Genomic DNA, 25,160 nt, shown 5'->3' on the forward strand with positions numbered 1-25,160 from the left:
AGTGCCGTTCGCAAAGCACGATCTAGCAGGCCACCCGGCCTGGCTCGCGTCGCTCGCGGTCCTGCGGTACGCAGGTGTGGGCATCGTCGATCCGCATGATGGCCCTGCTCAGTCGCTCGCGCCGCTCGAAAGCGGAACCGGGGAACGCGTCGCCGACGCATTCGAGTGGTCATGGGTGATGACGAGAATTCCGACGTAGCTCAAGCACTTGCTGGAGATTCGGGCCATGATGCCCACATGAACTCACTTCCCCCACAGGAGATTCTTGCCCCGCGTGCACTCCTCATCACCGGCCCGGTCGGGATCGGTAAGACCGCGGTCGCGGGCGCGGTGGGCGAAGCTTTGGCCGAGGTCGGTGTCCCCGGCGCGGTGATCGATCTCGATGGGCTGGCCTCAGCGTGGCCCGCGCCGCCGGACGATCGGTTCAACCTCGCGCTGGAGCTGCGGAATCTGCGCGCCGCCGCGCTGTGACGCGGCGAGTTCCCACAGTTGTTGGCCAATGACCGTTTAACCGACATACGTCCTTGGCGGGGTTGCCTGCGATCAGCCGATCGCGGACAGCAGTCTTCAGGACCGCACTGAACAGATGGTTGCATTCACCAACGGTTGACGGCGATAGCCGACGGGAAAGGCTGGTGAACGGCGGCACCGCAAGCCGAGTGATCATTGGCATCAAGTGCGGGCGGGAGTGGTGCCGATGGGCGTGTCGCGTTGGTTCCTGCGTGTGGCGGCGTGGTTCGCGACGGCCGCGGTCGCAGTGCCGGTGACTGCGAAGAGAGCGCCGAGCGCGATCCAGCCTGGTGTGCCGTGGTCGATGGCGGTTGTGGTGACGACGGCGGGGGCAAGCATCAGGGCGAGTGCGTTGCCGGTTTGGCTGAGACCTTGGTAGGCGCCGGCGCGAGCGGGGTCGGCGAGTTCGAACGCCATGCCCCAGTCCCGCTTCGCCCTGCGTCTCGGCTGCGGAGGAGGCGAGGGCGGCGAGGACCAGGACGGCGATTGCTGCCGCGGTGCCGAGATGGCCTGCTAAGGCGAAGAGCAGACAGGCAATGAGCAGGAACAGGCCCGCTCGGCGTACTGACCGCCCAGCGGTGCGCAGGTTCTGCGTGCCGCGGGAGGCACGGACCTGGAAGAGCGCTACGTAGGCGGTGTTGACGAGCAGGAGCGCGGATACCACGATGGTCGGTGCTTCGGTGTGGTCTGCCACCCACAGCGGTATCCCGACCGTTGTCAGCCCGAAGTGGATCGCGAGTACGGCGTTGAGGACTGTCGAGGCGACGTACGTGCGATCCCGCAGGGGGGAGGGTCCGCGTGGCGCCTCGGCGCTACCGGCGGCGTCCATCCGTGCAGCCAGCCCGGCGACCCTGCGGCGCAGGCCGATTAGTGGCACCGTGCCCAGGATCGTGATCGCGCCGACGAGAACCACCGTCAGGCGGTATGCCATGGTGGTGTCGGCCATCAGAGCCAGTCCCGCGAGCAGGGTGCCGATGCCGATGAGGACGTTCATCACCACCCGCAGCCGGGCGCGGACAGCGACCCGCTCCGGGCCGACGTACCACCGGGCGAGCATCGTCATCTGGGCGGTGCTCATCAGGCCGCGGCTGGCGGAGACGCAGGCCGCGACCAGGACGAAGCTGACGACGTTGCCGGCGAAGGCATAGGCCAGCAGCGAGGCTCCGTTCGCGGCCAGCGCCCACTGCTGAAGCCGATCGGCACCCCATCGGTCGCTCAGCCGCCCACCGGCGTACGACGCCAGGACGCCAACCCCTCCGGCGGCGGTGAGCCCGATCCCGACGACGGCCGGCGACAGCCCGACTCCGCGGGTGAAGTAGAGGGCGCTGACTGCGAAGAACATGCCACGAGACAGCGACAGCGCCGCCACGGCGGAGGCCAGCGCGCGTTCGATGGGATCGCGGAGGAGTTCAGGCACTCGACAGTTGTTGCATCCAGATGCTGTCCGATACCAGCGATGTAGCGTATTGCTTCATGATCGAGTACGAACTCGCGGGCAACGACCTCGGCGAGGTGCGGTTCGCGATCTCACCGCTGAACGAGTTGGTCCTGTCCCTGCGGACCCTGCGCGACCCCGGCCGATTCCCGTTGCAACTGCCCTGGCTGCGGGCCACCGAGCCGGCGCGTGCCGGGCTCGACCTGGATCTGCTCAGCGCGTTGACGAACGAGTTGCTCTGGACGCCGGACTTCCTCACCCCACGGCCTTACACACCGCTGGGCAGGATCGACGACGAGTTGGCGGCGCTCACGGGCACACCGGCCGGCGTCGTACGCGCGGATCTGGCGGCGATCCATCCGGCCATGCTCCCGCCCGTACTTCGGGGTCGGCCGGACAAGGTGCTCGACCGTGTGCTGGCAGCGCTGCGGGACTACTGGGAGGCCTGTTTCGAGCCGCACTGGGCGCGGATGCGGACAGTGCTCGAGGCCGACGTCGTCTACCGCGGCCGGGTCACGGCGCAAGCCGGTCTCGCGGCGATGTTCGCCGGCATCGACCCACATGTCCGCCTAGACGACACCGTCCTCCGGATACGTCTGCGCAGCGACTACTCCTACCGGACCTCGACCGCCGGTCGCGGCCTGACGCTGACTCCCTCGCTCTTCAGCCGGCGCGGATCGGTGCCGATCTCTCCCGAGGAGCCGCCGCACCTCATGTACCCGGCACGCGGTCTCGGAACGCTGTGGGAGACCAAGACGACCACGCCGCCGACCGCCCTGGTGGGCCTGATCGGCCGTGTCCGCGCCCAGCTGCTGAGGCTGCTCGAGACGCCGACGTCGTCGACCGAGCTCGCCGTGCGCCTGAACGTCACGCCGAGCGCGGTCAACCAACACCTGCGCGCACTGCGCGCGGCCGGCCTGCTCATCTCGGCGCGGCACGGCCACTCAATCCTCTACCGCCGCTCGGACCTCGGCGACCAAGTCCTCCGCGGGGCGTAGATCACGTCCTCGGCACGCCCGAGGTTCTCCGACGTCACCTCGAACCCGCGCCGCGAGAGCCCACCGGACCGACGCGACAGGGCGGTTCGACCCGCTAAGCCTGAATGACCTGGGCGATCGCGACGCCGGCCACTATGAGCAGAGCTATGGTCACGCCGAACATGTAGGGCGTCAGCCGGGTTCGCAACGTCAGCCGCGGCTGGAACCGTGCGGCTGGATCGGTGCTGAACCCATGTGTGCACCGCGGCTCCCCCATACGTCGATCCATCGGATCTCCTGCCAGGGAAAGGTTCGACCACGCCGCCCGATGCCCCAGCAGATGGTGATTCCGGCCGGCCCGACCCTGGTCCAGCTCCGGAGCGCCGCGCCGATGCCGAGACCGACCGCCGCGGCCATCGAGCCCGCTAGCCAACAGATTCCCACGACGCCGACGTGACCGATGATCATACGAACGATCAGCGCAAGCCCAATGACTGAAAATACCCGCCAGGAAGGGCGGATTCGGTCCTTCCCTCGGAAGATCAACTCACTCACGGCAAGCACGTTAAGGCGGCTTCAGGTCAAGTTGGAGTGTTCGGGTGAGACAATTGATGGGGGCGCCTGGGCGAGCAACGCTGGCATCTCATCGACGGCAAGCTCGACAACCTCACGGCAGTTTGCCTGTGCGCACTCGCAATCGAATACGTGAACCGCGTGGTGTCCGTTCTCCTTGTTGCCTCCCGATCGCAGCCTTTCGGTCGCGTGTTCAGCGAGTTGGCGATTGCTGATACGAATCAAGGACTGTCGCTCATCGGTGCTGCGTGCTGCGTGGAAAGATCCCAAGATTGCGTTGAACCTCTGCTCGACCGCCATGATTGTTTGCTCGACCGTCTGGCCGTCGACCACGACGATGCTTGCGCCGGTTCCCTCAAGTTGGCTCCGCACCAGCCCCCAGCCCCAGATCTGACCTCGATGGTCACCTCCCGGCCGCCTGTGTTCCAGTCGTGCGAGCTGTTCCTCTCTGGACGGCATCAGCCACACGGCGTTGTCGGAAATCCCAGCCATTTCGGGAGTGACGAATGCACCTTCGACGACAACCGATGTATCCACGGGCAGCGACTGGACGTCTGCCAGGATCATCGGCCGGCGATCAAAGTCACCTGGACCGGTACCCATGACATGAAGACCGGCCGCAGCCGCGCGCTTCTCGTGAGCGAATGCATGAGCATCTACGCTGTACCAGAGAAATCCATGCTTTCGGGCGAGTAGACGGCTCACCGTGGTCTTGCCTGCCGCCCCCGGACCACCCACCCAGAAGATACCCGGGTGCTCGTAGTTCGGTTCTTCATTCATATGGCTCCAGCCTAACCTCAGCGCTTTCATATGAGCGGCCGATCCGCTCTGCGAGGGCCCGCCTTGCTGATCCGGCGGGCGACGGTGGGTAGTCGTCGACCGTCATGGAGTTGTAGACGCGTGCGCTCTTGGTGGTGAGACGCAGGAGGGCGCGGCTGGGCCCCGCGGGCAGGGCAGAGATCAGGCGGGCGCCATGAGCCAGTCCCGACACACCGAGCCGAGACGTGGGGATCAGGGTCTTCGCAGCGCTCAACGCGACCGCGCGGCTACCGCGCACGTGCTCCGCCATCGCGCGCTCGTACGCCGGGAAGGCGCGCTCGTGGTCGCCGCCCGCCCGCGCCAGCTCGCCGGCGAGGACGTATCCGCCGACGACGGCCAGGCTGGTACTGCCACCGACGGCCGGGCCTGGGCAGTAGCCCGCGTCGCCAACGAGGGTCACCCGCCCTCGCGACCAGGTGTCCATGCGGACCTGGGTGATCGAGTCGAAGTAGAACGCCGGCGTACGGTCGAGCTCGTCGAGCCAGCGGTCCACGTCGGCGTGAAGGCCGCGGAACGCACCGCGCAGGAGGTCCTTCTGCCGGGGCACGTCGCGGTGGTGGTAGTCGAGCTCGCGCTCGCTACGAAAGAGGAACAGCGCCCGCGCTTCGTCGAGATGCCGCGCGCTGTAGATGCCGGCCGTGCGTCCGACGCCGACGTGGATCAGCAGCTCACCGTCGAGGCTGAAGGTGCTGGGCACGGTCAGCACCCCGAAGTAGGCCCCGATGAAGTCGCTGAAGCGAGACTCGTCGCCGAAAACGAGACGGCGCACGTTGGAGTGCAGCCCGTCCGCGCCGACGACGAGGTCGAAGCGGCGCGGCGCGGCGTTCTCGAAACGCACCTCGCCGTCGGGCGAGATCGCGGTGATCGAGTCACCGAAGAGATATTCGACGTCGTCGCGTGCGGCGTCGTAGTAGATCCCGCTCAGGTCGTCACGCATGATCTCGACGTGCTCGTCGGGCGTGGCGCTGAAGATCTTGGAGAGGTCCACCCGGACGGGGCGCCGTACTCCCTCCCGTTTCAGGGTCATCCGGTTCGTGCCGGTCGCCCGCTCATTGACGCGCGCGAGCACGCCCATCTTGTCCGAGATGGCCATCGCAGGCCGGAACAGGTCAACCGAGTGGCCACCGGTCTTGCGCAGAGCCGGCGCGCGCTCGACGACCGTGACGGAGAAGCCGTGCCTGGTGAGCCAGTACGCCAGCACCGGACCGGCGACGCTGGCGCCGGAGATGAGAATTCGCATGATCAGGCCTCCCTACCTAACGATAGGTAGGTAAGGTAACACGGCCACCTACCTATCGTTAAGTAAGATAGGCTGGCGACATGACTCGTCCCCCTGGCACCAAGCAGCGCATCCAGGAGGTCGCCCGCGAGCTGTTCGCACAGCAGGGTGTGCAGCGGACCAGCCTGCAGGAGATCGCCGACCGGCTGGGCATCACCAAGCCGTCGCTCTACTACCACTTCTCCTCACGTGAGGAACTGGTCCGCAGCATCGTGCAGCCGATCCTCGACGAGGAGGAGACGTTCCTCGTCGGCCAGGAGGCGCTGGGCGAGGTCGAGCCCCGCGCCCTGCTGGAGGGCTACTTCGACTTCCATTACCGCCACCGCGCAGAGATGGTGCTCATGCTCAGCGAGCTGACCACGCTCGCCGACCTGGGCCTGATCGACCTCGTACTGGACTGGCGCAGGCGACTGGTCAAGCTGCTGCAAGGCGCCGACCCCACGCTGGAGCAGGCCACCCGGGCCGTGATCGCCTTGGGCGGCCTCCAGGACTGCACCATCCAGTTCGCCGATGTGCCGAAGGACGAGCTCCGCCGGGCGGCCGTGGACGGCGCCTGCGCCGCCCTGGGCATCGAGCCGCGGCGCAGGGCCAAGGCTGCTCATGGCGATAGTGGAAGATCCTCTGCGTCGTGACGGTCGGGTGCGGCGACGTCCACACTCTCCACAGGCGTTGAGCGACGGCTCAGTGCCACCATGCCGATCGTGATCCACGCGGCGTTGAGCACGGCCGAGGGCCAGGCCCGATGACAAGCCGAGTTCACGGTGAGCGCCACGGCACCCAGCAGGTTCATCACCTGGAACACCTGCCCGCCTGCCGCGATCCGTTCAGCCGAAGCCAACGCATAGGCGGCCAGTAGCACTCCAGCGCCGGTCCAGCCGACCACTGCGACGAGGGCTTCCATCGAACTATCGGTCCTGGTCCACGATGGCGTACGCACGGACCGGGAATGTCCCCATGCCCTCGATGGCCGGAGGCGCGGCATGGAACCGAAAACCGTACGGCGGCAACTGCTCCAGCCCACGCAGGTGCTCCACGATGGGAATTCCGGCGTCCAGCAGTGCCGTGTGCACCGGGCGGCTGTCGTCGCCTGCGTCGTCGATGTTCAGGGAATCGATTCCCACCAATGTGGGCTGCTGCGCTGCAAGCCACGCCGCCGCGTCCGCGGTCAGGAAGGGATAGCCGCTCGCATAGCGTTCGGTGCCCCAGTTCCGGTCCCAGCCGGTGTGGATCAGCACAGCTTTCCCCGCAACGTCGTAGGGAAGCAGCACACTCCGTTCGATGGCCCGCTCCCTGCTGCCGAGAACTCGGATCACAACTCCGTCGAGATCGGTGAGCCGGGACAGCGACAGCGCCGCCACGTCGGCCCCCTCGGCGAAGCGGTGGAAAGGGCTGTCGAGATATGTGCCGGTCTTGGCGACCATCGAGATGCGATTGATGCTGAACTCGGTGCCGGCCGCATAGAGCTCGCGGGACGCCTGCCGCGAGAGGTGATCGGTGATCTCCGGGGCGGGCAGACCCGGGTAGGTGATCATTCCGTCACGGATTCCGTGGCTGAGGTCGACCGTCCGTGGTCGAGCGGCCGGCTCGGCCGCCGTACCCCGGGATCCCTTGTGCGGCTCGCGAAGCAGCCGCTTGTTGCTGATGGCAACCTTGTCGACCATCAGGAGGCCAAGATGTCGCACGAACAACTCACCCAGGGCGCCCTCGCTGATGTCGGGACCCGGCACATCCAGCCGGAAGTCCTGGGCCTGGAGACCGCCCCCGTTCGCGAAGGTCACGTCGGCGTCGAACTGCACCCGCCATTCGTCGGTGTTGTCGCTCATGACTCGATGCTCCGTGAAGGAATACTTGATGACAAGCGAGATTATCTGAAGCGTTGCTACAGTGATGCTTATGGAGCTCGATCCCCGCCGCCTCCGGGTGCTACGCGCGGTAGCGCTGCGGGGTGGCATGGCGGCCGCGGCGCAGTTGCTCCACCTGACCCCGTCCGCGGTCTCCCAGCAGCTTGCGCAGCTCGAGCGGGAAGTCGGCCAGCCGCTGATCGATCGCTCTCGCCGGACGGCGAGCCTTACACCGGCCGGTCAACTGCTGGCCGCCCGCGCCGAGCGCATCGAACAGGAGCTCACCGAGGCCCGCCGAGAGCTGACCGAGCTGAATGGCAGACTGAGCGGCCCGGTGACGGTTGCGGCGTTCTCCTCGGCGGTCTGCCATCTCGTCGTTCCGGCGCTGCGCGAACTGGCGACTACTCATCCCGATCTCGAACCAGAGGTCGTGGAGCTGGAAGGTCTTCCGGCGCTGACCGAGTTGCGCACTGGAGCAGTCGACCTGGTGATCGCCGAGTACGACACCGACGACTCAGGGTCGCCTGGCCCGCTGCGCGGCCTGTCCGCCGCTCCGGTCGCCGACGACGAGTACTGCATCGTCACGCCGTCGGCGTGGTCGCCTCGTCCCGCCTCGATCAAGGATCTGGCTGCTCGCCCGTGGGTCGCCAGTCCGCCGGACACCGCGTGCGGCCGGGCATTGGACAGGATCGCCGGTCAGTACGGATTCACCGCGCAACGCGCCCACACCTGCCTGGAGTTCCCCACCGTCCTGGCGCTGGTCGCGGGCGGATTCGGCGCCGCGGTCATTCCGACGCTGGCGCTGGCGGGCGCGTCGCCCCTTGCCATCGCGATGCCGTCGGTGCCGGTCGCGGGCCACCGCCGCATCACTGTCCTGCGGCGCGACTTGCCGGCCGGCCCGGAACCACGGACCCAAGCCCTGGTCGACGCCCTTCAGACAGTCGCGTTCGACCTTGGCCTGACCCCTGTCGCGATGCCGCGCACACCCCTGCACCACAGCTGACGGCAACGGCGACAGACGCAGAGACGAGGGTCGGTCAGTCGGCGAGACGGTCCCGGAGGAACTCCAGGATCTCCGCCCGGGCGGGCTTTGCTTGCGGAACCACGCTCGGCATGCTGAGGAACGCATGCGTTGCGCCGGGGAATTCGGCCACGCGCGCCGGGGTCCCGGCGTCGCGCAGGCGTTCTGCATACCGACGGCCCTGATCGGAGACCGGGTCGAAGGTCGGCACGACCACAAGTGCTGGGGCCAAACCGCTCAGGTCGTCAGCCTGGAGCGGTGACAGCGGGCGAGGGTCCGTCCCCTCAGGCACAGCGAGACGACAGAACAGCTCCATCTGCGTCCTCGTGAGGGTCGGGCTGTCGGCGTACCTGGTCATCGACGCGTGGTCGTACAGGGCTGGGGTGACATCGACGGCGGCATTCACCAGGACCTGCGCCCGCAATTGCAGGCCGCACTCCCTGGCCCTGATCGCTGCCAGAGCGGCGATCAGGCCGCCGGTGCTTTCACCAAAGACAACAGCGCGGGCCGGGTCGATCCCCCACTGCGTGGCCTGCCGCACCACCGTCTGCAGCACGTCCCAGCCATCGTCGGCCGCCGCGGACAGCGGAGTCTCCGAGCTGAGGAGGCGGTGCTCGACAGAGACGACCACCGCCGGCAGCCGCGCGGCGAGGTGGCTGTTCACCCAGTCGCTCTGCACCGCCGTACCGACGAATCCGCCGCCGTGGACGTGGACCACCAACGGGAGGCCGGCGCCGCCGGCCGACGGCCGGTACACCCGGACCCTGAGCTCGCGCCCGGGCAGCGCCATCTCCTGCCACTCGATCACGGCGCCGCGGTCCGGACGGCCGGTGATCACCCGGGCCAGCGGGGACATCCGCTTGCGATTCTCGGCGTCACGAAAGGCGGCCAGTTCCTGGTCGGTCATCGTCAACCAGGACGGTTCCTTGCCCAGGGCATGCATCAGCCGGATGCCCAGCGGCGGCTGCTCGATGTGGATGCTGTCGCTCATCATTTCCTCCTGCGTTGCTGACGTCCCGAGCGCGAAGCGCCTCATTGAATGGGACGCCACGACAATGCGCCGTTGGTCACTCGGTTCGCTACGAACGCCGGTCCAACGCCGGCAGAGCCGGTTCGTAGCCAGCTACGAGGCAGGTGCTCCGTAGAGGACGCACGACAACTCCACGATCGTGTCGGTGTCCTGCAGCGAGCGGCCGGTCAACTCCTCGAAGCGCGACAGCCGGTAGCGCAAGGTATTGACGTGGACATGCAGGACCGCTGCGGTCTGGGGGATGCTCCGGCCATGGGACAGGTAGCAGCGAAGCGCCTCGATGACCTGGTCGCCGAAAGCGCCCGCGCGGTGAAGTGGCTCGAGGTAGCGCATCCGTAGCAGCTCACCCAACTCACCAAGCGTCGGCACGGCGAGCCGCCAGCCCAAGGTCTCCGGGGTGTGCACGCCCTCGCGGTACTGCAGCAGGGCGGCGGCCAGGACAGCCTGCGCGCTCCGATAGGACGTGGCGAGCCGGTCCACCGGCGCCGGAGCTCCCAGCGCAATGAGCTGACCCGGCACAGGCGTGGGCAGATTCTCCATGATGCCCACCAGCCGGTCGCGCGTCGGAGCCATCAGCACACCGTGCCCGTGGTGCTCGGCGAGTGCACGCTGAGCCTGTTCGATCCGCTGCTCTTCGCCCGGGCCTGTGCAGAAGGCGCGGTAGGTCGTGTCCCGGCGCAGCCGATAGACCGTATATCCCCTCTCCAGCTGTGCAGAGTCGAGGTCGCCCGCGAGTGCGCCTGCCAGCCACTCGTCCCGGCGCCGCTGGTCCGCCATCGCGAGGGCCAGCCCCTGCCGGTGATAGTCGGCCGCGGCCCGCGCCGAGAACGCGTCGCTCAGTCTCCACAACAGTGAGGTCAACGCCACCACATCGGCCCCGTCGACTCCGCACTCCACCGCCAACTCGACCAGCCGGCCCTGGATGCTCGCGATCGTTACGCGGAACCCGGCCATGATGTCCTCGATCGGCACACCGGCCCCGAGCCGTTCGACCGTGGCTCTTTCGGCCTCCCAGAACTCGTCCGGAGGAGGCACCTCCCCCGCCCGCAGCGTGCGGCACGCCCGCCTGAGGATCCGGTGGACGCTCGCGACGATCTGCTCACGACCGACCGCCTGGTAGCTGGGGATCTCGCCCCGCACGCGCCGCAGGATCGGCTCGACCACTTCATCGTCGCTCTCGAGGGCCGCGATCAGGCGGATCACCCGACTCTCGCGGACCCCTTCGACCATGTCCGCCATCTTGCCCCATCTCCGCGCGCAGCCTGGGCGGCGACGGCTACACCAGCCATGAGCCGGATTCCATCAGGACTCGGTCTTTCAGTTCGTTGACTTCGCGCCAGGCTTGGATCTTGGTGGGCGTGGCGCGGAAGTAGAAGTAGTTCGCGAGCGGGCGCGGGTCGAAGCCGGCCTTCTCGGCGAACGCGTCGCCTTCCGCATCCGTGAGATCGCTCCCGCGCAGAGTCTCGGTCGTGGCGGTGATGTGGACGACGTCCCGGGTGTGGCCGAGCGTCAGCTGGAGAGTCGGGCTCTTCGCGAGATTGCGGGCGGTCGGGTTGCCTGCCGCGGTGGACAGGAGGAGTGTCTCGCCGTTCCAGAGGAAGGACAGTGGCATCAGGTACGGCGTACCGTCCGGGGAGGCGGTGGCGACCCAGGCGTCGACGTCGTGCTCCAGCCGGCGGAGGGTGTCCTGCCTGCGTTCGGACAGCGGGCGGGCCGGGTCCGTCATGGTGGGCTCCTCTGGATTCTGGTGTCACATGTGCGGCGGGTGGACCGTCAATCGGATGACGGCGCCGGGCCGCAGAGTGTGACACAGGAGAAGGACGTGGTCGGGATGGGTGAGGACAACTGGCTGGCGACCCGGTTCGAGGAGAATCGGGACCGCCTGCAGGTCGTCGCGTACCGGATCCTAGGCTCCGAGCCCGAAGCCGAGGACGCGGTCCAGGAGGCGTGGATCCGGCTCAGCCGCTCTGACACCGGCTCGATCGACAACCTCGGCGGGTGGCTGACCACGGTGGTCGGCCGGATCTGCCTCGACATGCTGCGGACCCGGCGCCGGCGGCCCGAGCAGCCGGTCGGCGACCAGTCCCCCGCGTTCGCGGACGACGCCGTACCCGATCCCGAGCTGGAAGCCGTGCAGGCGGATTCGGTCGGCCTGGCGCTGCTCGTCGTACTCGAGACGCTGACGCCGGCCGAGCGGCTCGCGTTCGTGCTGCACGACATGTTCGCCGTGCCGTACGACGACATCGCGCCGATCCTGGGCAAGTCGCCGACCGCGGTGCGGCAGCTCGCCAGCCGGGCGCGGCGTCGAGTGCAAGGTACGCCGGAACCGTCCGGAACCGACGCGATCCGGCAGAAGGAGATCGTCGGCGCGTTCCTCGCGGCATCACGCAGTGGCGACTTCGAGGCGTTGCTCGAGTTGCTCGACCCCGGCGTCGTCGTGCGGGCCGACTCGGCCGTCGCGGCACGTGGTGCCGCCGCCATGGCGTCCGGCGCGAGGGCGGTCGCGGCGTCGTTCGCCGGGCGCGCGCAGGCAGCCAGGCTGACGTTGGTCGACGGGCTGGCCGGGCTGGTGTGGTCGCAGTACGGCCGGCCGCAGGTCGTGTTCGTGTTCACGGTCGTCGACGGCCTCATCACCGCGATCGATCTGCGCGGCGACTCCGACTACCTCCGCGACGTCGACCTCGCAACGCTGGAGAGTTGAGGCCGCGCGGTCCGGCGTGGCGGGTGGACAAACGGCGTCTTGCCGGATGGGGCTGTTGTGACGGATGAGGTGAGAATCACGCTCGGACTGTCCGCATCGCGACACCCTGGAATCCGGTTTTTGCGTGGGCGAAAAGTGCGCTACTGTTCTGCTCTCGCACCGAGCGGAAACAGTCACCGGCGCGATGCGGACGTAGCTCAGTTGGTAGAGCGCAACCTTGCCAAGGTTGAGGTCGCCGGTTCGAACCCGGTCGTCCGCTCGGAGAGGGTTCGGCGGGCCAGCTTTCTCACTGGTGGAGTGGCCGAGAGGCGAGGCAACGGCCTGCAAAGCCGTGTACACGGGTTCGAATCCCGTCTCCACCTCGACACCCTCAGACGTGCGTATTGTTGAGTGTGTTGTTGTTTGGACGATTGGCGCAGCGGTAGCGCGCTTCCCTGACACGGAAGAGGTCACTGGTTCGATCCCAGTATCGTCCACGAAGGCGATAGGCGAGGTGAGCCTGCGGAACACGCAGGCACACCTCGCCTTCGTCGTTTGTGCGGCAGCGCCGCGGTTGGGTTGTTACTCCCGTCGTGCGTGTTGGACCACTGCGGCCAGCAGTACGGCGGCGCCCACCAGGCTGAGGGTGGTCAGGTGCTCCTGGAAGAGGAGTACGCCGAGGGCTGCGGCGACTACAGGTTCTATGAGGGCTATTACTGCAGCGGTGGAGGCGCGGAGCGTGGTGAGGCTGGCGTAGAACAGGGTGTAGGCGAGGGCGGTGGGGACCAGGCCGAAGTAGGCGATCAAGGGCCAGCCGGCCGCGGTGGGGATGATGCCGTCGATGGTTGCTAACGGCAAGAGGAGTGCGGCGCCGGCAACGAAGCCCAGGAAGGCGCGTGAGATGGGATCCGGCTCGTTGCGGTTGAGCAGAGTAGTCAGGGCGTAACCGGCTGCGGACAGCAGTGCGAAGGCGATGCCCAGCAGGGCTGCGGAGCCGGCACCTCCACTGGACACGAGGAGGGCCAGGCCGGCTACCGCGGCTAGTAGAGCCGGGGTGATGCGTTCTCGGGCGCCTAGGGCGATGAAGAACGGGCCGGCGCCCAAGGCGACGACGGTGGCTACAGCTACCCCGACCTGTGGGATGGCGGCGAAGTAGCCGAGTTGGCAGACGGCCAGGCCGAGGCCGGTCAATAGGTAGCGCAGTGGTGATGCGGCGAGCAGCGGGCGGATCGGGGCTCGGCGGAGGACGAGGCGGGCCAGGGCCAGCCAGAGAGCAGCGGCGGCGAGGCGCCAGAAGGACACGGCGGTGGAGCCCAGGGCGGCGTGGTCGAACAACAGCGCGCCGGTCGGGCCGCCGGTGCCCCAGGCGATGCCGGCCAGGGTGACGTAGAGGAAACCGCACCTGGATGAGGACGCGAGACGGTGATGCATTGCAGACTCCGGGGTGTGTTCGCAAGATGACGTGGGGCTTCTGCGAACAGCCCGAAGGAGCCCAGGTCAGAGCCTGGGCACTACCGGTTGACCGTCCGCCTAGGCGGCGGTCGGCGGGGTGAGGATGCGATGCATGATCAGGACCTTAGCCAGTCCGGGCGCGTCTGCCGACTGAATTACATCCGGAGTTGGGAGGCGCCGTTGAAGTCGAGGACGGTACCGGTGGCGAACTCGGCTTCTGGAGAGGCGAAGTAGAGGATCGCGGCAGCGACCTCCGAAGGGTCGGCAACTCGTTCGAGCGGGCTTTCCAGGCGGCGGCGGTCGTAGCCGTCGCCGTCCAGGTGTACGGCGGCCATGTCGGTGACCGTCCAGCCGGGGGCGATCGCCGTCACCGCGATCCCCTCTGGTCCGAGCGCCCGGGCGAGGGACTGGGTGAAGGAGACGATCGCTGCCTTCGAGGCGCCGTACGCGGGCTGGTTGGGCTCGCCGCGGAACGCGCCGCGGGAGGAGACGTTGACGATGCGGCCGCCGCGGCTCATATGGCGGACGGCGCACCAGGTGACGTTCGACGGGCCGACCAGGTTCACGGCGAGGGTGTCGGCCCACGCCTGCTGCCATTCGGCGTACGTCGTCTCGCGGATGCGGTGCGGATGGTAGACGCCGGCGTTGTTGACCAGTACGTCGATGCCGCCCAGACCAGTCGCCGCGTCGTCGACCATCGTCTGGATCGCGACCGGGTCGGCGAGATCGGCGTGTGCCAGCACGTGTCCGGTCCCCGGCAGCTCCTTCAGTACCTGGGCCGCGGCGTCGGCCGATGCGCTGTAGTGCACCGCCACCCGATCCCCCGCGGCCGCGAAGACCCGCGCCGTCGCCGCACCGATGCCCCGCGAAGCTCCCGTCACCAGTACCGAACGATTCATGCTCCCGATCCTTTCATCACGAGAGCACGGGCTACGGCCGCGGGTTCACGTCCCGGCGGTACGACTTGGAGGCGCGCGCCCACTGTTTCTTGGTCTCGGCGCGGAGGCGGAGGTCGTTGCGGCGGGCCATGAACGCGGCCTCGCGCTGCAGCTTGGTCCAGCTCTCGTAGCGACGGACCGGGAGCGTGCCGTCCGCCAAGGCCGCCTGGACCGCGCAGTCTGGCTCAGTGAGGTGCGCGCAGTCCTTGAACTTGCACTGCTCGGCCAGCGCCGTGATGTCCGGGAACGCAGCTGCCAGCCCCTCCCCCGACTCTTGCAGGCCGATCCCCCGCAGCCCTGGCGTGTCTATGACGACCCCGCCGTTAGGCAGCACGATCAGCTCGCGCCGCACCGACGTATGGCGTCCCTTGCCGTCGTCACGGATGTCCTGCACATCCAGAAGCTCCACACCGGCCAGTGCGTTCACCAGCGAGGACTTGCCCGCGCCACTCGATCCCAGCAACGCCATAGTCGCGTTACCGTCCAGCAGCGACCGCACTGCCGCCAAACCGTCGCCAGTGGTCGCACTGCACACCAGTACGTCGGCACCGGGCGCAGCGTTCGCCACGTCCTCGGCAACAGCGTCGGCGTCGCCGACAAGGTCGGCCTTGGTCAGTACGACGACAGGCCGCGCACCGCTCTCCCACGCCAGCGCGAGGAAGCGTTCGATCCGGCCGATGTTCGGCTCGGGATGGAGGCCGACCACGATCGCGATCACGTCGACGTTGGCGGCCAGCACCTGGCCCTTCGACGTACCGCTGACCTCGGCGCGGACGATCGCCGAACGACGAGGCGCCAGGGACTCGAGCGTGATCCGCTCGTCCGGCCAGAACCGCAGTACGGCCCAGTCCCCTGTACATGGGCCGGCCTGCGCGTCACTGGCCATCGCCGCAAGGATCGCACCGGACCAGGTCGCGCGGACCGGCCCGTCCTCGGTGAGTACCGTCGCCAGGCCCCTGTCGACCCGGGCGACGCGTCCCGGTACGAGGTCACGCGGGACGGACTGCAGGAAGTCGGCCGTGGAACTGTCGAGTCCCAGGGCCTGGAGTGTGGCTGACATGCGGCGAACCTTTCGGAGGGTCCGGCCGCGAGATCAGCTCAGCGGACGGACGGTGTGGGAGACATCGGCCCGGTGGGCCCGATGGAAGCTCATGGCGGTGCCTCCCTTCCAGTCCTGCGGTCCTGATCGAGGACCGCTTGTCGCGATGCCGTCAGCGTAGGTCGTCGCCCTCACCTTTCGCACCGGATTTTCCGACTGAGGCAGGTTTGCGATCCGCCTCGTCCGCAGCGTCAGAAGCAACGGGCGCGTCAGGAACCGCGGGCGCGTCAGAGGCGGCAGGCTCCTCGACGACGCGCGGCCGATGCTCACCGAGCGCCTCGACCTTCCGCGCAACGGCGGTCTCCGGCCGCTCCTCCACCGTCAGCGGGGTCACCGGGTGCTCGTGGTGGTGCCGCTCCGGCTCCGCCTTCATCACCGGCTCGACCTCGTCCTCCTCGGCCTCCTTCTGCGCGGCGAGCTCCACCACCCGCGCCTTGTGCGGCCACAGGCGGTCGACGACGGCATTCAGCGCCGCACCGATCAGTACGGCGATCGCAGTCATGTACAGCCACATCAGTACGGCGATCGGCGCCGCCAGCGGACCGTAGATCGACGTACCGCCGACCGTGCTCTGCAGGATCCACCGCAGCACGAAGCTGCCCAGGATCCAGATCGACAACGCCAGGAACGACCCCGGCAGGTCCGACACCCACGGCGTCCGCAGCGGCACCGACAGGTGGTAGAGCGTGTTCAAGAAGCCCGCGGACAGGATCGTCACGACGGGCCAGTACAACTGGTTCAGGAAGTCCAGCCGGTGCGGCAGCAGCGCGTCGACCGCGTTCGGGCCGGCCAGCACCAGCGGCAGCACGATCACACCGATGACGAGGGCGGCGCAGTACAGCGAGAACGACAGGGCCCGGGTCCGGACGATGCCGCGCCTGCCACCCATCCCGTACATGATCGTGATCGTGTCGACGAACACGTTCAGCGCGCGGCTGCCGGACCACAGCGCCAGCACGAAACCGATCGAGATCACATCCGGCCGGCCGCCGTTCAGCACCTGGTTCAGGGTCGGCACGATCACGCTCTGCACCGACTCGTCGGTGAGCGCGCGGGCGGCGAGCGCGGCGATCTGCTGCTTGATGTCGGCGATCGTCTCGACTTCGAAGTACTTGCTCGCGATGTAGCCCAGACTTCCGGCCAGCCCGAAGATCAGCGGCGGCAGCGAGAGGATGGCGAAGAACGCCCCCTCGGCCGCGAGACCGGTGACCCGGTAGCGCATACACACCCCGACGGTCTGGGTCAGTAGCTTCCAGGTCGTCGCGGGGACTTTGCGGACCCATGCCAATGAGAGGGAGCTCCCACCACGGGGTCCTGCCCCTGAACGTGCCATACCGCTTACCGTACTGACATGGCGGACCCATTTGCTGTAACGAACCAGGCTCCCCCACTGCAGGGGGTGAACTTCTTCACCGACGACACCCCGCTCGGTGACGCTCTGCGTCCGTACGCCGATCTCGCCCGCGACCCCGGTCTGCACCGGATCGGCGCGGTCGCGGGCTCCGAGGAGGCGCTCGCGCAGGCCCTCCCGGCCAACCAGCACCCGCCGGTCCTGCGCACCCACGACCGCTACGGGAACCGGATCGACGAGGTCGAGTTCCACCCGTCCTGGCACTGGCTGATGGAGCGTGCGGTCGGGTTCGGGCTGCAGGCCGCGCCGTGGACGAGCGACCGCCCGGCGCCGCATCTGACCCGGGCCGCCGGGTTCTATGTCTGGTCCCAGGTCGAGCCGGGTCACGGCTGCCCGATCTCGATGACGTACGCCGCGGTCCCGGCGCTCAAGGCGGACGAGCGGCTCGCGAAGGAGTGGATCCCGCAACTCGCGGCCACGTCGTACGACGTACGCCGGTTGCCCGCGGCCGAGAAGACCGGCGTACTCGCGGGGATGGGGATGACCGAGAAGCAGGGCGGCTCGGACGTCCGGGCCAATCTGACCACCGCGACGCCGACCGGGCCGGACGGTGAATATCAGCTGAACGGTCACAAGTGGTTCTGCTCGGCGCCGCAGGTCGATGTCTTCCTCGTACTCGCGCAGGCGCCGGACGGACTGAGTTGCTTCGTCGTGCCCCGGGTGCTTGCCGATGGCAACCGGAACGCGTTCGCCCTGCAACGGTTGAAGGACAAGCTCGGGAACCGCTCGAACGCGTCCAGCGAGGTCGAGTTCCACGGCACGATCGGCTATCGCCTCGGCGACGAGGGCGCCGGCGTCCGCACCATCATCGAAATGGTCGCCGCCACCCGCCTCGACTGTGTGCTCGGCTCGGCCGCCCTCCAACGCCGCGCCCTCGTAGAAGACCTCTGGCACACCCGCCACCGCTCGGCTTTTGGTGGGCTCCTCGCCGACAAGCCCGCGATGCAGAACGTCCTGGCCGACCTGGCCCTGGAGAGTGAGGCGGCAACCGCTCTGGGGATGCGGCTTGCGGCTGCGGCCGACGCGTCGGCCGGTGGAGACGAGCAGGCCGCCGCGTTCCGCCGCATCGGGCTGCCGTTGGCGAAGTTTTGGGTGTGCAAGCGAACGCCTTTCATGGTGGCGGAGGCGCTGGAGTGCTTGGGTGGTAACGGGTTCGTCGAGGAGTCCGGCCTTCCCCTCCTGTTCCGCGAGTCGCCGCTGAACTCGATCTGGGAAGGATCGGGGAACGTCAATGCGCTCGACGTCCTCCGTGCGCTCAGAAGGCCGGAGTCGCTGGACGCGTGGCTGCTCGAGGTCGGCGCGGCACGGGGTGCGGACGACCGCCTCGATGCCGCGGTGAACGACGTACTGGAAACGCTTGCCGATGTGTCCGAGGCGGAGGCCGGCGCGCGCCGCCTCGCCGCCCGGATGGCCGTCTGCCTCCAGGCGTCCCTGCTCGTCCGGCACTCGGCACCCGAGGTCGCCGACGCCTTCGTCGCGTCCAGGCTGGCCGGCGACTGGGCCGGCGTCTTGGGCACCCTCCCCCGCACCACCCCCTTCGCCCCGATCCTCGCCCGCGCCCTCTGATCGCGTTGCGTCCGAAGATCCGAGGGTTGTAGGCCACAGTTCTTCGGACACAAGCCGCAGGAGAAGGGTGTGTACGCGATAGGGTGAGCGGGTCGCGACTGGCGCGCTGAGGTGGAGAACCACCGGGGAGCGAAGACCGTCGGCACCGTGCGCCTGGGTGCCTTCGACCCACTGCAACCGCAGGAGAGACAACGATGACTCAACCCTTCGATGCCGCCGCCGCATCGGCCGCGTACCGCAACGCGCTCGAGGTGATCGGCGCGGTGGAACCGACCATCGCCGGCGCGATCAAGGCCGAGCTGGCCGACCAGCGCTCGTCGCTGAAGCTGATCGCGAGCGAGAACTACGCATCCCCCGCCACCTTGCTCACGATGGGCAACTGGCTCTCGGACAAGTACGCCGAGGGCACCATCGGGCACCGCTTCTACGCCGGCTGCCAGAACGTCGACACCGTCGAGCAGGCCGCGGCCGACCACGCCACGGCCCTGTTCGGCGCGCCGCACGCCTACGTCCAGCCACACTCCGGCATCGACGCGAACCTGGTCGCCTTCTGGGCGATCCTGGCCCAGCGGATCGAGTCCCCGGCGCTGGCCGAGGCGGGCGCCAAGCACGTCAACGACCTGTCCGACGAGGACTGGACCAAGCTCCGCAAGGCGCTCGGCGACCAGAAGATGCTCGGCATGTCGCTCGACGCCGGCGGTCACCTGACCCACGGCTTCCGGCCGAACATCTCCGGCAAGATGTTCAACCAGCACTCCTACGGCACCGACGCGGAGACCGGGCTGCTCGACTATGACGAGGTCGCCCGCAAGGCGCGTGAGTTCAGGCCGCTGATCCTGATCGCCGGCTACTCGGCGTACCCGCGGAAGGTGAACTTCGCGAAGATGCGCGAGATCGCCGACGAGGTGGGCGCGACGCTGATGGTCGACATGGCCCACTTCGCCGGCCTGGTCGCGGGCAAGGTGTTCACCGGCGACTTCGACCCGATCCCGCACGCGCACGTCACCACGACCACCACGCACAAGTCGCTGCGCGGCCCGCGCGGCGGCATGGTGCTGTGCCAGCCGGAGTACGCCGACTCCGTCGACCGCGGTTGCCCGATGGTGCTGGGCGGTCCGCTTAGCCAGACGATGGCGGCGAAGGCGGTTGCGCTCGCCGAAGCCCGGCAGCCGTCGTTCCAGGTGTACGCGCAGGCGGTCGCCGACAACGCGGTCACGCTGGCCGAGGGCCTGATGAAGCGTGGCGTGAAGCTTGTGACGGACGGGACCGAGAACCACCTCGTGCTGCTCGACGTCTCGTCGTACGGCATCACCGGCCGGCAGGCCGAGTCCGCGCTGCTCGACGCCGGCATCGTCACCAACCGGAACGCCGTACCGCGCGACCCGAACGGCGCCTGGTACACCTCGGGTGTCCGGATCGGCACGCCGGCGCTGACCACCCGTGGTTTCGGCGGCGACGAGTTCGACCGGGTCGCCGAGCTCATCGTCGACGTCCTCTCGGCCACCACGCCGACCACGACGTCGGCCGGCGCCCCGTCCAAGGCGAAGTACGTGCTCGCCGACGGCGTCGCGGACAAGACCAAGGCCGCCTCGTCCGAACTCCTCGACAAGCACCCCCTGTACCCAGGCCTCGAGCTCAGCTGACTCGCGCAGCGCCCGCTTCCACACTCCTGGGAGCGGGCGCTCGCCGTTGTGGCATCAACACGGCGGCGAGTACGGCGCCTGCGACTGCGATTCCCGCGGACACCCACATGGTGGTGTTGAGACTGGTCATGAAGGCGTCCCGGACATCGTTCAGCAGGTCGGCGGAGCCCGACTTCGCCGCAACGGCGAGCCCGCCACCGAGCCCCTTCTCGACCGCATCCGCGGCTTGGGCGGGTAGTCCGGTCGTGTCGACTCCTGCGCGGTAGACCGAGTTCAGCACCGTGCCCAGGACTGCGACGCCGACCGTGCCGCCGACCTGACGGAACGCCTGCAGCAGCCCGGATCCGGTCCCGGCCCGCTCCGGATCGACCACACCCAACGCCGCGTTCATTGCCTGCGGCAGCGAACACCCAAGACCGAAACCGACCACCACGAACCAGATCGCGGTGTACCCGTACCCGGTGCCGAGCTCCGTGAAGGCCCCGAGCACGAACCCGAGGGCCATCGCGACGAACCCGGTCATCACCACCAGCCGGGTCCCGGCCTTCGCCTCCACCGGCTCGGCCAGCTTCGCGCCGAGCGTCATCCCGCCGATGAACGGCAGCAACTTGAGCCCGGTGTGCAGCGCGTCCGATCCGTTGATGCCCTGGAAGTACTGCGGCATCGTGAACAGCAACCCGAAGATCGCGAACACCGACACCGTGAGCAGCACAGCGCCGCCGGTGAATGTCTTCTCGTGGAACAACCGCAGCTCGATCAACGGCCGCGTGGTCCGCCGCTGCCAGAGCAGGAACCCTGCGATCAGTACGACGGCCAGTCCGAGGAACAGCATGGTGACACCATCGGACCACGACGTCTCGCCGGCCTTGGTCACGCCGTACACCAAGGATGCCAGGCCAGCACTGGAGAGCACGATGCCAAGCCAGTCGATCGCCGCCGAGAGCTTCGGGTCTCTGGGACGAGCAGCGTGACCGCGACGGCCGCGATCAACGCGATCGGGACGTTCAGCGGAACAGCACGGTGATCAGCGACAGCGCCACCGGAACGATCATCGCCGCACCGACACCGAGGAACGCCCGGGCGGCGATCAGGGTCTCGGCCGAGTCGGCCAGGGCGCAGGCGAGCGACGCGGCGCCGAACAGGGTGAGCGCGATCGCGATGATCTTGCGTCGCCCGTACCGGTCGCCGAGGAGACCGGCCGGCAGCAGCAGGGCCGCGAGGACGAGGTCATGGATTCAAATTATCAGAAGTTTGTGATAGTTGCGATACATCAAATTATTGTAAGCTTCAACCATGGCGCAGGAACCGAGCCCGGAAGAGATAAGCCAGTTCGTCGAGCGCTTTGCCGGCGTGCTGGCCAACAGCGGCGTCCCGACGATGTCGGCCCGGGTGATGGGCCGGATGCTGGTCAGCCCGACCGGCACGATGACCGCTGCCGAGCTGGCCGAGTCGCTCAAGATCAGCCAGCCCGCTGTCTCCGGCGCGGTCCGCCAACTGCTCCAGGTGTCATTCATCTCCCGCGAGCGGCTGCCCGGGTCCCGCAAGGACCACTACCGGATCCGCGACGACGTCTTCGCCGCGATCCTCGAACGCCGCAACGACGCCCTCGGCGAATGGGAGTCCAGCAGCCGCGCCGGCGCCGACCTCTTCGGCCCCGACTCCCCCGTCGGCCACCGCCTCACCGAAGCCGCCGACTTCTTCGCCTTCATCAAGACCGACCTCGACCAGATGATCAAGCACTGGCGGTCGGAGCACCCGCGCTGAGGCCTGTCAGCGGATCGGTGGTGGCGGCAGGACAACCTGCATCCGCCGTGCAACCGCGAGCGCGACGTCGTCCGACCCATGCGGCGCGACAACCTGAACACCCACAGGCAATCCGTCCGCCAAACCGGCAGGGACGCTGACCGCGGGATGGCCGGTCACGTTGAAGGCCCAGCACGGGTCGCCGGTGACGATGCTGGACTCGTGCTGGTCGTAGCCGTGGGCAACAGTCAGCGTGGTCGGGGTGATCAGGGCATCCACTTCGGCGAAGAGATCGGCGAGCGCTGTGTTGTTGTGATCGCGGACCTCGCGAGCCCGGTTCGCCGCGGCTGCGTCAGCACCGCGGCCGGCATCCAGACCCGACAGCACCGGCCACGCCTCATCAGTCGGGAGAAGCTCGAGCGGTACGTCGACCACGGTGACGCCGGCATGAGTCAGCCGCTCGCGGATCACGTGGTCGACCGCAGGGTCGGCCAGATGGCGGCCGAGGGTGGGGTGGTATGCAATCCGCCACGAACGATCGTGAACGGTCGGGACCGGCCACGCCGGCAGGGCAGTCGGGTCGAGGCGGTGTGGACCGCTGGCGATGCTCGTCGCCAGGATCATGTCGTCGAGATCGGCACCGATGAAGCCGGCGGTGGTGAGCCCGCCGAGGGCGCGACCAACCGGGCGCGGGATACGGCCGTAGGTGCCTTTGAAGCCGACCACCCCGCAGAACGCGGCCGGGATCCGCAGTGAACCACCGGAGTCTCCACCAGTTGCCAGCGGTACGACGCCGGCCGCGACCGCCGCCGCACCACCAGCGGTCGAGCCACCAGGCGATCGCGACAAGTCCCATGGGTTGCGGGTGTAGTCGCGCCCGTTCCACCCGAAGGTCTGCGAAATCGCGCCGGGCCGGGCGCGAGTCGACGTACCGATCGGGATCGCGCCGGCGGCCACGAGCCGGCTGATGATCGGCGAGTTGTCCGGCGTCCTTGCCTTGATGAAGAACGGGACACCCGCGAGTGGACCGGTGGGCTCAAGTCGTTCGGCTGCTGCCCGGGTGCCGGCGACGTCCAACTCGTCGACGAAATGGAGCAGCGGGTCGAGGCGCAGGGCAGCGTCGAGCGCCTGGTCGACGACCTCGAGTGCAGTCCGCTCGCCGGATCGCACCTGAGCAGCGATGGACGCCGCGGTCACACGCCCCCAGCGACGCGGCGCACGTTCTCCCAGTCGACCTGAAGCACCGGGTGAGTTTAGCGTCAGCGGGTCAGTGCGTAGACGGCGATGGCGGCGAAGTCGTCGGCGGGCTCGGAAGCCTGCCAGGATCGTACGTCGTCGACGTACCGCGAGCCGTGGCCGGTGAACTCGGCGTACCGATCGGAACCGTCCGCCGGGCACGGGTTCATGCCGTCGAGGTAGTCGCCCAGCCCTTCCTCGAACAGGTCCGCCGAGTTCGGTCCGTTCACGACCGCGCCGGTGAGTACGTTCCCGGTGATGTTCGCGATCTGGTGATGCGGGCACCGCTCGGCGTTCCGCCCGACGCCGACCATGAACGACACGCCCCACGCGTTCGCGCCGAAGTTCCAGTCGAGTTGTCGTTGACCGAAGTCGTCGTACCGCCGGTCGCCCGTCACCTTCCGATACAGCCGCGCGGTCGCGGCCAGGCCGAACGCATGCGGTACGGCGTCGAAGTTGTCGTACTGCGCTCCCGCCCGGAACGGATCCGCCGACGCACGGTCCACGCCGATCTGCAACTGCGCCCGCAGGTCACCCACGAGCGTGCTCACCAGCTGGTGGTCGCCGCGAGCCGCCCGGATCAGATCCGCGTGTGCCAACGCACTCACGTCGTACAGGTTGAGCGTGTCCCCGCCCGCCTCTTGCGCGATGTACTGCGAAGCCCAGTAGCCGGCCTCCTTGAGCCAAGCCCCCGCCCGGTGATCGCCGAGCCGCTTCGCCGCGAGCGCGAGTTCCGTGGCGCCCAGCTCGAGATCGTCACGCCAGGCCGTCTCCGGATAGAAGGCGAAAGGCAACGAAGTGACGAGCTGGCCGACGTTCTTGGTCTGCGCCTGCGCGTAGATCTGGGCAGCCGTCTCGAGATGACGCCGGGCAGTCGCGGGATTGGTCTCGACCTGCGCCGCCAACGCGAAGGCGGCCGCTGTCCGACCCGCCAGGTTCGGGCTGATCGGCTGGCCGGGTGCCGCGGCCCGGAACACCGGACGATTGCGTAGGAAGCGCTCCGATGGATCAGTCAGGTGATCGTCGACCTCCGGCAGCCGCCAGACGTCGTGGTCGCCGACGAACGTCTCCTCGACGTTCCCGGAGCCGACACCGACCTGGATGTAGAGCGTCCTCGTCCGCTCGTCCCACATCTTGTCCAGCCAGTCGAGCCCGTGCCGGGCCTCGGCCAGCACCTCGCGATCCGGCCGGCGCGCGTCCCGGGCCGATGCCCACAGCAACGATTCCGAGTACGCCGCGATGTGGGTGAACTTGAGGTAGTCCCCCGCGTCGTACCAACCGCCCTCGACATTCACCGGACCACCGATCCGGTGCAGCTCGCCGACGGTCTGATCGCTGTCCGGATCGACGAACACGGGCGTGTCGTAGACCAGCGCGGCCCGGTCCGTGAGGTGCGCCGGCTGCCGTCCGAGCGGCCCGGGTACGACGTTCGCCCCGTCCCGCTGCTCGGTGAAGAACGTGACCGCCTTGTCCTTGGCACCTGTCAGCAACCGGTCGGCGTTGCCCCGGATCTGGAAGGCGCCCGACGCTACGCCCGGCACCTGGATCCGGTAGCTCCCCGGCACCTTCAGCGCGGACAGATCGAGTTGGTAGACATGCCGGTACGTCGCGTTCCACTCCCCCACGTCAGCGCCGACCCGGCCGCTCAGCACCCGCCGCCCGTATCGGTCGACGACCTGATAGCGAGCGCCCGTCGCGGCGGCCCGAGTCATCACGTACGCCGCCTTGCCGTCGAAGGCGCCGTACCCGAGCTGGTTCACCCGGACCACGCCACCTGGCGCGGTAGTCGCCGTACTCGCACTGCTCGTTGTGCTCATGCTCACCGGACCCACCACCAGACCCGCGGCCACCACCATCGATCCGACCCGACGCAAGGACGTCACGATTGACTCCCTCCACCCAATCGT

The 25,160-nt window shown here is 68.3% G+C and carries 25 protein-coding genes, 3 tRNA genes and 1 riboswitch; of the genes, 11 read left to right on the plus strand and 17 right to left on the minus strand.

From position 1 onward, the window contains the following. Positions 1-237: 237 nt before the first annotated feature. Positions 238-471, plus strand: a complete 234-nt coding sequence (locus ACXC9Q_RS06225; protein WP_457055502.1) for a hypothetical protein — start codon at positions 238-240, stop codon at positions 469-471. Here the strand turns inward: ACXC9Q_RS06225 and ACXC9Q_RS06230 are convergent. Beyond that, on the minus strand, positions 425-1,927 hold the full coding sequence (locus ACXC9Q_RS06230) for an MFS transporter (protein WP_457055503.1): 1,503 nt from the start codon (positions 1,925-1,927) through the stop codon (positions 425-427). The genes ACXC9Q_RS06225 and ACXC9Q_RS06230 overlap by 47 nt on opposite strands. Positions 1,928-1,983: 56 nt before the next feature. On the opposite strand from ACXC9Q_RS06230, the gene ACXC9Q_RS06235 reads away from it, so the two are divergent. Continuing rightward, on the plus strand, positions 1,984-2,943 hold the full coding sequence (locus ACXC9Q_RS06235; protein WP_457055504.1) for a DUF5937 family protein: 960 nt from the start codon (positions 1,984-1,986) through the stop codon (positions 2,941-2,943). 94 nt (positions 2,944-3,037) lie between these two features. On the opposite strand, the gene ACXC9Q_RS06240 is transcribed toward ACXC9Q_RS06235, so the two are convergent. The 3 genes from ACXC9Q_RS06240 to ACXC9Q_RS06250 form a co-directional block, all read right to left on the minus strand. Continuing rightward, the gene (locus ACXC9Q_RS06240; protein ID WP_457055505.1) at positions 3,038-3,211 is read right to left on the minus strand and encodes a hypothetical protein; all 174 of its coding nucleotides are present in this window, start codon (positions 3,209-3,211) and stop codon (positions 3,038-3,040) included. Positions 3,212-3,498: 287 nt separating this feature from the next. Then, positions 3,499-4,275, minus strand: a complete 777-nt coding sequence (locus tag ACXC9Q_RS06245; RefSeq protein WP_457055506.1) for a hypothetical protein — start codon at positions 4,273-4,275, stop codon at positions 3,499-3,501. After that, positions 4,268-5,554, minus strand: a complete 1,287-nt coding sequence (locus ACXC9Q_RS06250; protein WP_457055507.1) for an FAD-dependent monooxygenase — start codon at positions 5,552-5,554, stop codon at positions 4,268-4,270. The genes ACXC9Q_RS06245 and ACXC9Q_RS06250 overlap by 8 nt, the downstream gene beginning before the upstream one ends. An 80-nt stretch (positions 5,555-5,634) precedes the next feature. On the opposite strand from ACXC9Q_RS06250, the gene ACXC9Q_RS06255 reads away from it, so the two are divergent. Continuing rightward, positions 5,635-6,225 carry a TetR/AcrR family transcriptional regulator gene (locus ACXC9Q_RS06255; protein ID WP_457055508.1) on the plus strand — a complete coding sequence of 197 codons (591 nt, stop codon included), beginning with the start codon at positions 5,635-5,637 and terminating at the stop codon, positions 6,223-6,225. On the opposite strand, the gene ACXC9Q_RS06260 is transcribed toward ACXC9Q_RS06255, so the two are convergent. Next, complete coding sequence (locus ACXC9Q_RS06260; protein ID WP_457055509.1) at positions 6,192-6,494, minus strand: CBU_0592 family membrane protein; 303 nt, start codon at positions 6,492-6,494, stop codon at positions 6,192-6,194. The genes ACXC9Q_RS06255 and ACXC9Q_RS06260 overlap by 34 nt on opposite strands. Before the next feature lie 4 nt (positions 6,495-6,498). Further along, positions 6,499-7,416, minus strand: coding sequence for a cyclase family protein (locus ACXC9Q_RS06265; RefSeq protein WP_457055510.1), 918 nt, complete (start codon positions 7,414-7,416; stop codon positions 6,499-6,501). Positions 7,417-7,486: 70 nt separating this feature from the next. On the opposite strand from ACXC9Q_RS06265, the gene ACXC9Q_RS06270 reads away from it, so the two are divergent. After that, positions 7,487-8,437, plus strand: a complete 951-nt coding sequence (locus ACXC9Q_RS06270; RefSeq protein WP_457055511.1) for a LysR family transcriptional regulator — start codon at positions 7,487-7,489, stop codon at positions 8,435-8,437. A 34-nt stretch (positions 8,438-8,471) separates the two neighbouring features. Here the strand turns inward: ACXC9Q_RS06270 and ACXC9Q_RS06275 are convergent, their stop codons facing one another. The 3 genes from ACXC9Q_RS06275 to ACXC9Q_RS06285 form a co-directional block, all read right to left on the minus strand. After that, positions 8,472-9,446 (minus strand): alpha/beta hydrolase, encoded by a 975-nt coding sequence (locus ACXC9Q_RS06275; protein ID WP_457055512.1) that lies wholly within the window; start codon positions 9,444-9,446, stop codon positions 8,472-8,474. Between the two features lie 132 nt (positions 9,447-9,578). Then, complete coding sequence (locus tag ACXC9Q_RS06280; protein ID WP_457055513.1) at positions 9,579-10,724, minus strand: PucR family transcriptional regulator; 1,146 nt, start codon at positions 10,722-10,724, stop codon at positions 9,579-9,581. Positions 10,725-10,761: 37 nt separating this feature from the next. Beyond that, positions 10,762-11,211 (minus strand): pyridoxamine 5'-phosphate oxidase family protein, encoded by a 450-nt coding sequence (locus tag ACXC9Q_RS06285; RefSeq protein ID WP_457055514.1) that lies wholly within the window; start codon positions 11,209-11,211, stop codon positions 10,762-10,764. Between the two features lie 39 nt (positions 11,212-11,250). On the opposite strand from ACXC9Q_RS06285, the gene ACXC9Q_RS06290 reads away from it, so the two are divergent. The 4 genes from ACXC9Q_RS06290 to ACXC9Q_RS06305 all read left to right on the plus strand — a co-directional run bounded on the left by ACXC9Q_RS06290 (position 11,251) and on the right by ACXC9Q_RS06305 (position 12,662). After that, complete coding sequence (locus ACXC9Q_RS06290; protein WP_457055515.1) at positions 11,251-12,186, plus strand: sigma-70 family RNA polymerase sigma factor; 936 nt, start codon at positions 11,251-11,253, stop codon at positions 12,184-12,186. A gap of 186 nt (positions 12,187-12,372) precedes the next feature. Continuing rightward, positions 12,373-12,445, plus strand: a tRNA-Gly gene (locus ACXC9Q_RS06295). 32 nt (positions 12,446-12,477) lie between these two features. Next, positions 12,478-12,548: transfer RNA gene (locus tag ACXC9Q_RS06300), tRNA-Cys, on the plus strand. Between the two features lie 42 nt (positions 12,549-12,590). Continuing rightward, positions 12,591-12,662 (plus strand) — tRNA-Val (locus ACXC9Q_RS06305). Positions 12,663-12,747: 85 nt separating this feature from the next. Here ACXC9Q_RS06305 and ACXC9Q_RS06310 read toward each other — a convergent pair. From ACXC9Q_RS06310 to ACXC9Q_RS06325, 4 genes are all read right to left on the minus strand, one after another. Then, positions 12,748-13,596 carry a DMT family transporter gene (locus tag ACXC9Q_RS06310; RefSeq protein WP_457055516.1) on the minus strand — a complete coding sequence of 283 codons (849 nt, stop codon included), beginning with the start codon at positions 13,594-13,596 and terminating at the stop codon, positions 12,748-12,750. Between the two features lie 176 nt (positions 13,597-13,772). Continuing rightward, a complete protein-coding gene (locus ACXC9Q_RS06315) occupies positions 13,773-14,516 on the minus strand; it encodes an SDR family NAD(P)-dependent oxidoreductase (RefSeq protein ID WP_457055517.1) in 744 nt (247 codons plus the stop codon). Between the two features lie 31 nt (positions 14,517-14,547). Continuing rightward, positions 14,548-15,615 carry a ribosome small subunit-dependent GTPase A gene (rsgA, locus tag ACXC9Q_RS06320; protein WP_457055518.1) on the minus strand — a complete coding sequence of 356 codons (1,068 nt, stop codon included), beginning with the start codon at positions 15,613-15,615 and terminating at the stop codon, positions 14,548-14,550. Positions 15,616-15,766: 151 nt separating this feature from the next. Beyond that, positions 15,767-16,876, minus strand: coding sequence for a YhjD/YihY/BrkB family envelope integrity protein (locus ACXC9Q_RS06325; RefSeq protein ID WP_457055519.1), 1,110 nt, complete (start codon positions 16,874-16,876; stop codon positions 15,767-15,769). Positions 16,877-17,005: 129 nt separating this feature from the next. Here ACXC9Q_RS06325 and ACXC9Q_RS06330 point away from each other — a divergent pair, with 129 nt between their 5' ends. After that, positions 17,006-18,631, plus strand: coding sequence for an acyl-CoA dehydrogenase family protein (locus ACXC9Q_RS06330; RefSeq protein ID WP_457055520.1), 1,626 nt, complete (start codon positions 17,006-17,008; stop codon positions 18,629-18,631). 86 nt (positions 18,632-18,717) lie between these two features. After that, a riboswitch (ZMP/ZTP riboswitch) is annotated at positions 18,718-18,797 on the plus strand. A 28-nt stretch (positions 18,798-18,825) separates the two neighbouring features. Continuing rightward, positions 18,826-20,274, plus strand: coding sequence for a glycine hydroxymethyltransferase (locus tag ACXC9Q_RS06335; protein WP_457055521.1), 1,449 nt, complete (start codon positions 18,826-18,828; stop codon positions 20,272-20,274). Here the strand turns inward: ACXC9Q_RS06335 and ACXC9Q_RS06340 are convergent. Together ACXC9Q_RS06340 and ACXC9Q_RS06345 are read right to left on the minus strand one after the other, a co-directional pair. After that, a complete protein-coding gene (locus tag ACXC9Q_RS06340; protein ID WP_457055522.1) occupies positions 20,267-21,187 on the minus strand; it encodes an MFS transporter in 921 nt (306 codons plus the stop codon). The two genes, ACXC9Q_RS06335 and ACXC9Q_RS06340, sit on opposite strands and share 8 nt — an antisense overlap. 91 nt (positions 21,188-21,278) lie before the next feature. Further along, a complete protein-coding gene (locus ACXC9Q_RS06345; protein ID WP_457055768.1) occupies positions 21,279-21,509 on the minus strand; it encodes an MFS transporter in 231 nt (76 codons plus the stop codon). A gap of 58 nt (positions 21,510-21,567) precedes the next feature. Here ACXC9Q_RS06345 and ACXC9Q_RS06350 point away from each other — a divergent pair, with 58 nt between their 5' ends. Beyond that, positions 21,568-22,038, plus strand: coding sequence for a GbsR/MarR family transcriptional regulator (locus ACXC9Q_RS06350; protein WP_457055523.1), 471 nt, complete (start codon positions 21,568-21,570; stop codon positions 22,036-22,038). 6 nt (positions 22,039-22,044) lie between these two features. Here the strand turns inward: ACXC9Q_RS06350 and ACXC9Q_RS06355 are convergent, their stop codons facing one another. Both ACXC9Q_RS06355 and ACXC9Q_RS06360 read right to left on the minus strand, forming a co-directional pair. Continuing rightward, complete coding sequence (locus ACXC9Q_RS06355) at positions 22,045-23,214, minus strand: amidase (protein WP_457055524.1); 1,170 nt, start codon at positions 23,212-23,214, stop codon at positions 22,045-22,047. A 62-nt stretch (positions 23,215-23,276) separates the two neighbouring features. Beyond that, positions 23,277-25,136, minus strand: coding sequence for a glycoside hydrolase family 9 protein (locus tag ACXC9Q_RS06360; RefSeq protein WP_457055525.1), 1,860 nt, complete (start codon positions 25,134-25,136; stop codon positions 23,277-23,279). Positions 25,137-25,160: the final 24 nt, after the last annotated feature.

This window comes from Kribbella sp. CWNU-51 (assembly GCF_054073265.1).

Bases quoted from the DNA above. Each gene is read 5' to 3' on its own strand.
- ACXC9Q_RS06225 (WP_457055502.1), top strand. From the start codon at position 238: ATGAACTCACTTCCCCCACAGGAGATTCTTGCCCCGCGTGCACTCCTC.
- ACXC9Q_RS06255 (WP_457055508.1), top strand. From the start codon at position 5,635: ATGACTCGTCCCCCTGGCACCAAGCAGCGCATCCAGGAGGTCGCCCGC.
- ACXC9Q_RS06335 (WP_457055521.1), top strand. From the start codon at position 18,826: ATGACTCAACCCTTCGATGCCGCCGCCGCATCGGCCGCGTACCGCAAC.
- ACXC9Q_RS06270 (WP_457055511.1), top strand. From the start codon at position 7,487: ATGGAGCTCGATCCCCGCCGCCTCCGGGTGCTACGCGCGGTAGCGCTG.
- ACXC9Q_RS06275 (WP_457055512.1), bottom strand. From the start codon at position 9,446: ATGAGCGACAGCATCCACATCGAGCAGCCGCCGCTGGGCATCCGGCTG.
- ACXC9Q_RS06250 (WP_457055507.1), bottom strand. From the start codon at position 5,554: ATGCGAATTCTCATCTCCGGCGCCAGCGTCGCCGGTCCGGTGCTGGCG.
- ACXC9Q_RS06330 (WP_457055520.1), top strand. From the start codon at position 17,006: ATGGCGGACCCATTTGCTGTAACGAACCAGGCTCCCCCACTGCAGGGG.
- ACXC9Q_RS06245 (WP_457055506.1), bottom strand. From the start codon at position 4,275: ATGAATGAAGAACCGAACTACGAGCACCCGGGTATCTTCTGGGTGGGT.
- ACXC9Q_RS06315 (WP_457055517.1), bottom strand. From the start codon at position 14,516: ATGAATCGTTCGGTACTGGTGACGGGAGCTTCGCGGGGCATCGGTGCG.
- ACXC9Q_RS06235 (WP_457055504.1), top strand. From the start codon at position 1,984: ATGATCGAGTACGAACTCGCGGGCAACGACCTCGGCGAGGTGCGGTTC.
- ACXC9Q_RS06350 (WP_457055523.1), top strand. From the start codon at position 21,568: ATGGCGCAGGAACCGAGCCCGGAAGAGATAAGCCAGTTCGTCGAGCGC.
- ACXC9Q_RS06240 (WP_457055505.1), bottom strand. From the start codon at position 3,211: ATGGATCGACGTATGGGGGAGCCGCGGTGCACACATGGGTTCAGCACC.
- ACXC9Q_RS06285 (WP_457055514.1), bottom strand. From the start codon at position 11,211: ATGACGGACCCGGCCCGCCCGCTGTCCGAACGCAGGCAGGACACCCTC.
- rsgA (WP_457055518.1), bottom strand. From the start codon at position 15,615: ATGTCAGCCACACTCCAGGCCCTGGGACTCGACAGTTCCACGGCCGAC.
- ACXC9Q_RS06260 (WP_457055509.1), bottom strand. From the start codon at position 6,494: ATGGAAGCCCTCGTCGCAGTGGTCGGCTGGACCGGCGCTGGAGTGCTA.
- ACXC9Q_RS06325 (WP_457055519.1), bottom strand. From the start codon at position 16,876: ATGCGCTACCGGGTCACCGGTCTCGCGGCCGAGGGGGCGTTCTTCGCC.
- ACXC9Q_RS06280 (WP_457055513.1), bottom strand. From the start codon at position 10,724: ATGGCGGACATGGTCGAAGGGGTCCGCGAGAGTCGGGTGATCCGCCTG.
- ACXC9Q_RS06310 (WP_457055516.1), bottom strand. From the start codon at position 13,596: ATGCATCACCGTCTCGCGTCCTCATCCAGGTGCGGTTTCCTCTACGTC.
- ACXC9Q_RS06265 (WP_457055510.1), bottom strand. From the start codon at position 7,416: ATGAGCGACAACACCGACGAATGGCGGGTGCAGTTCGACGCCGACGTG.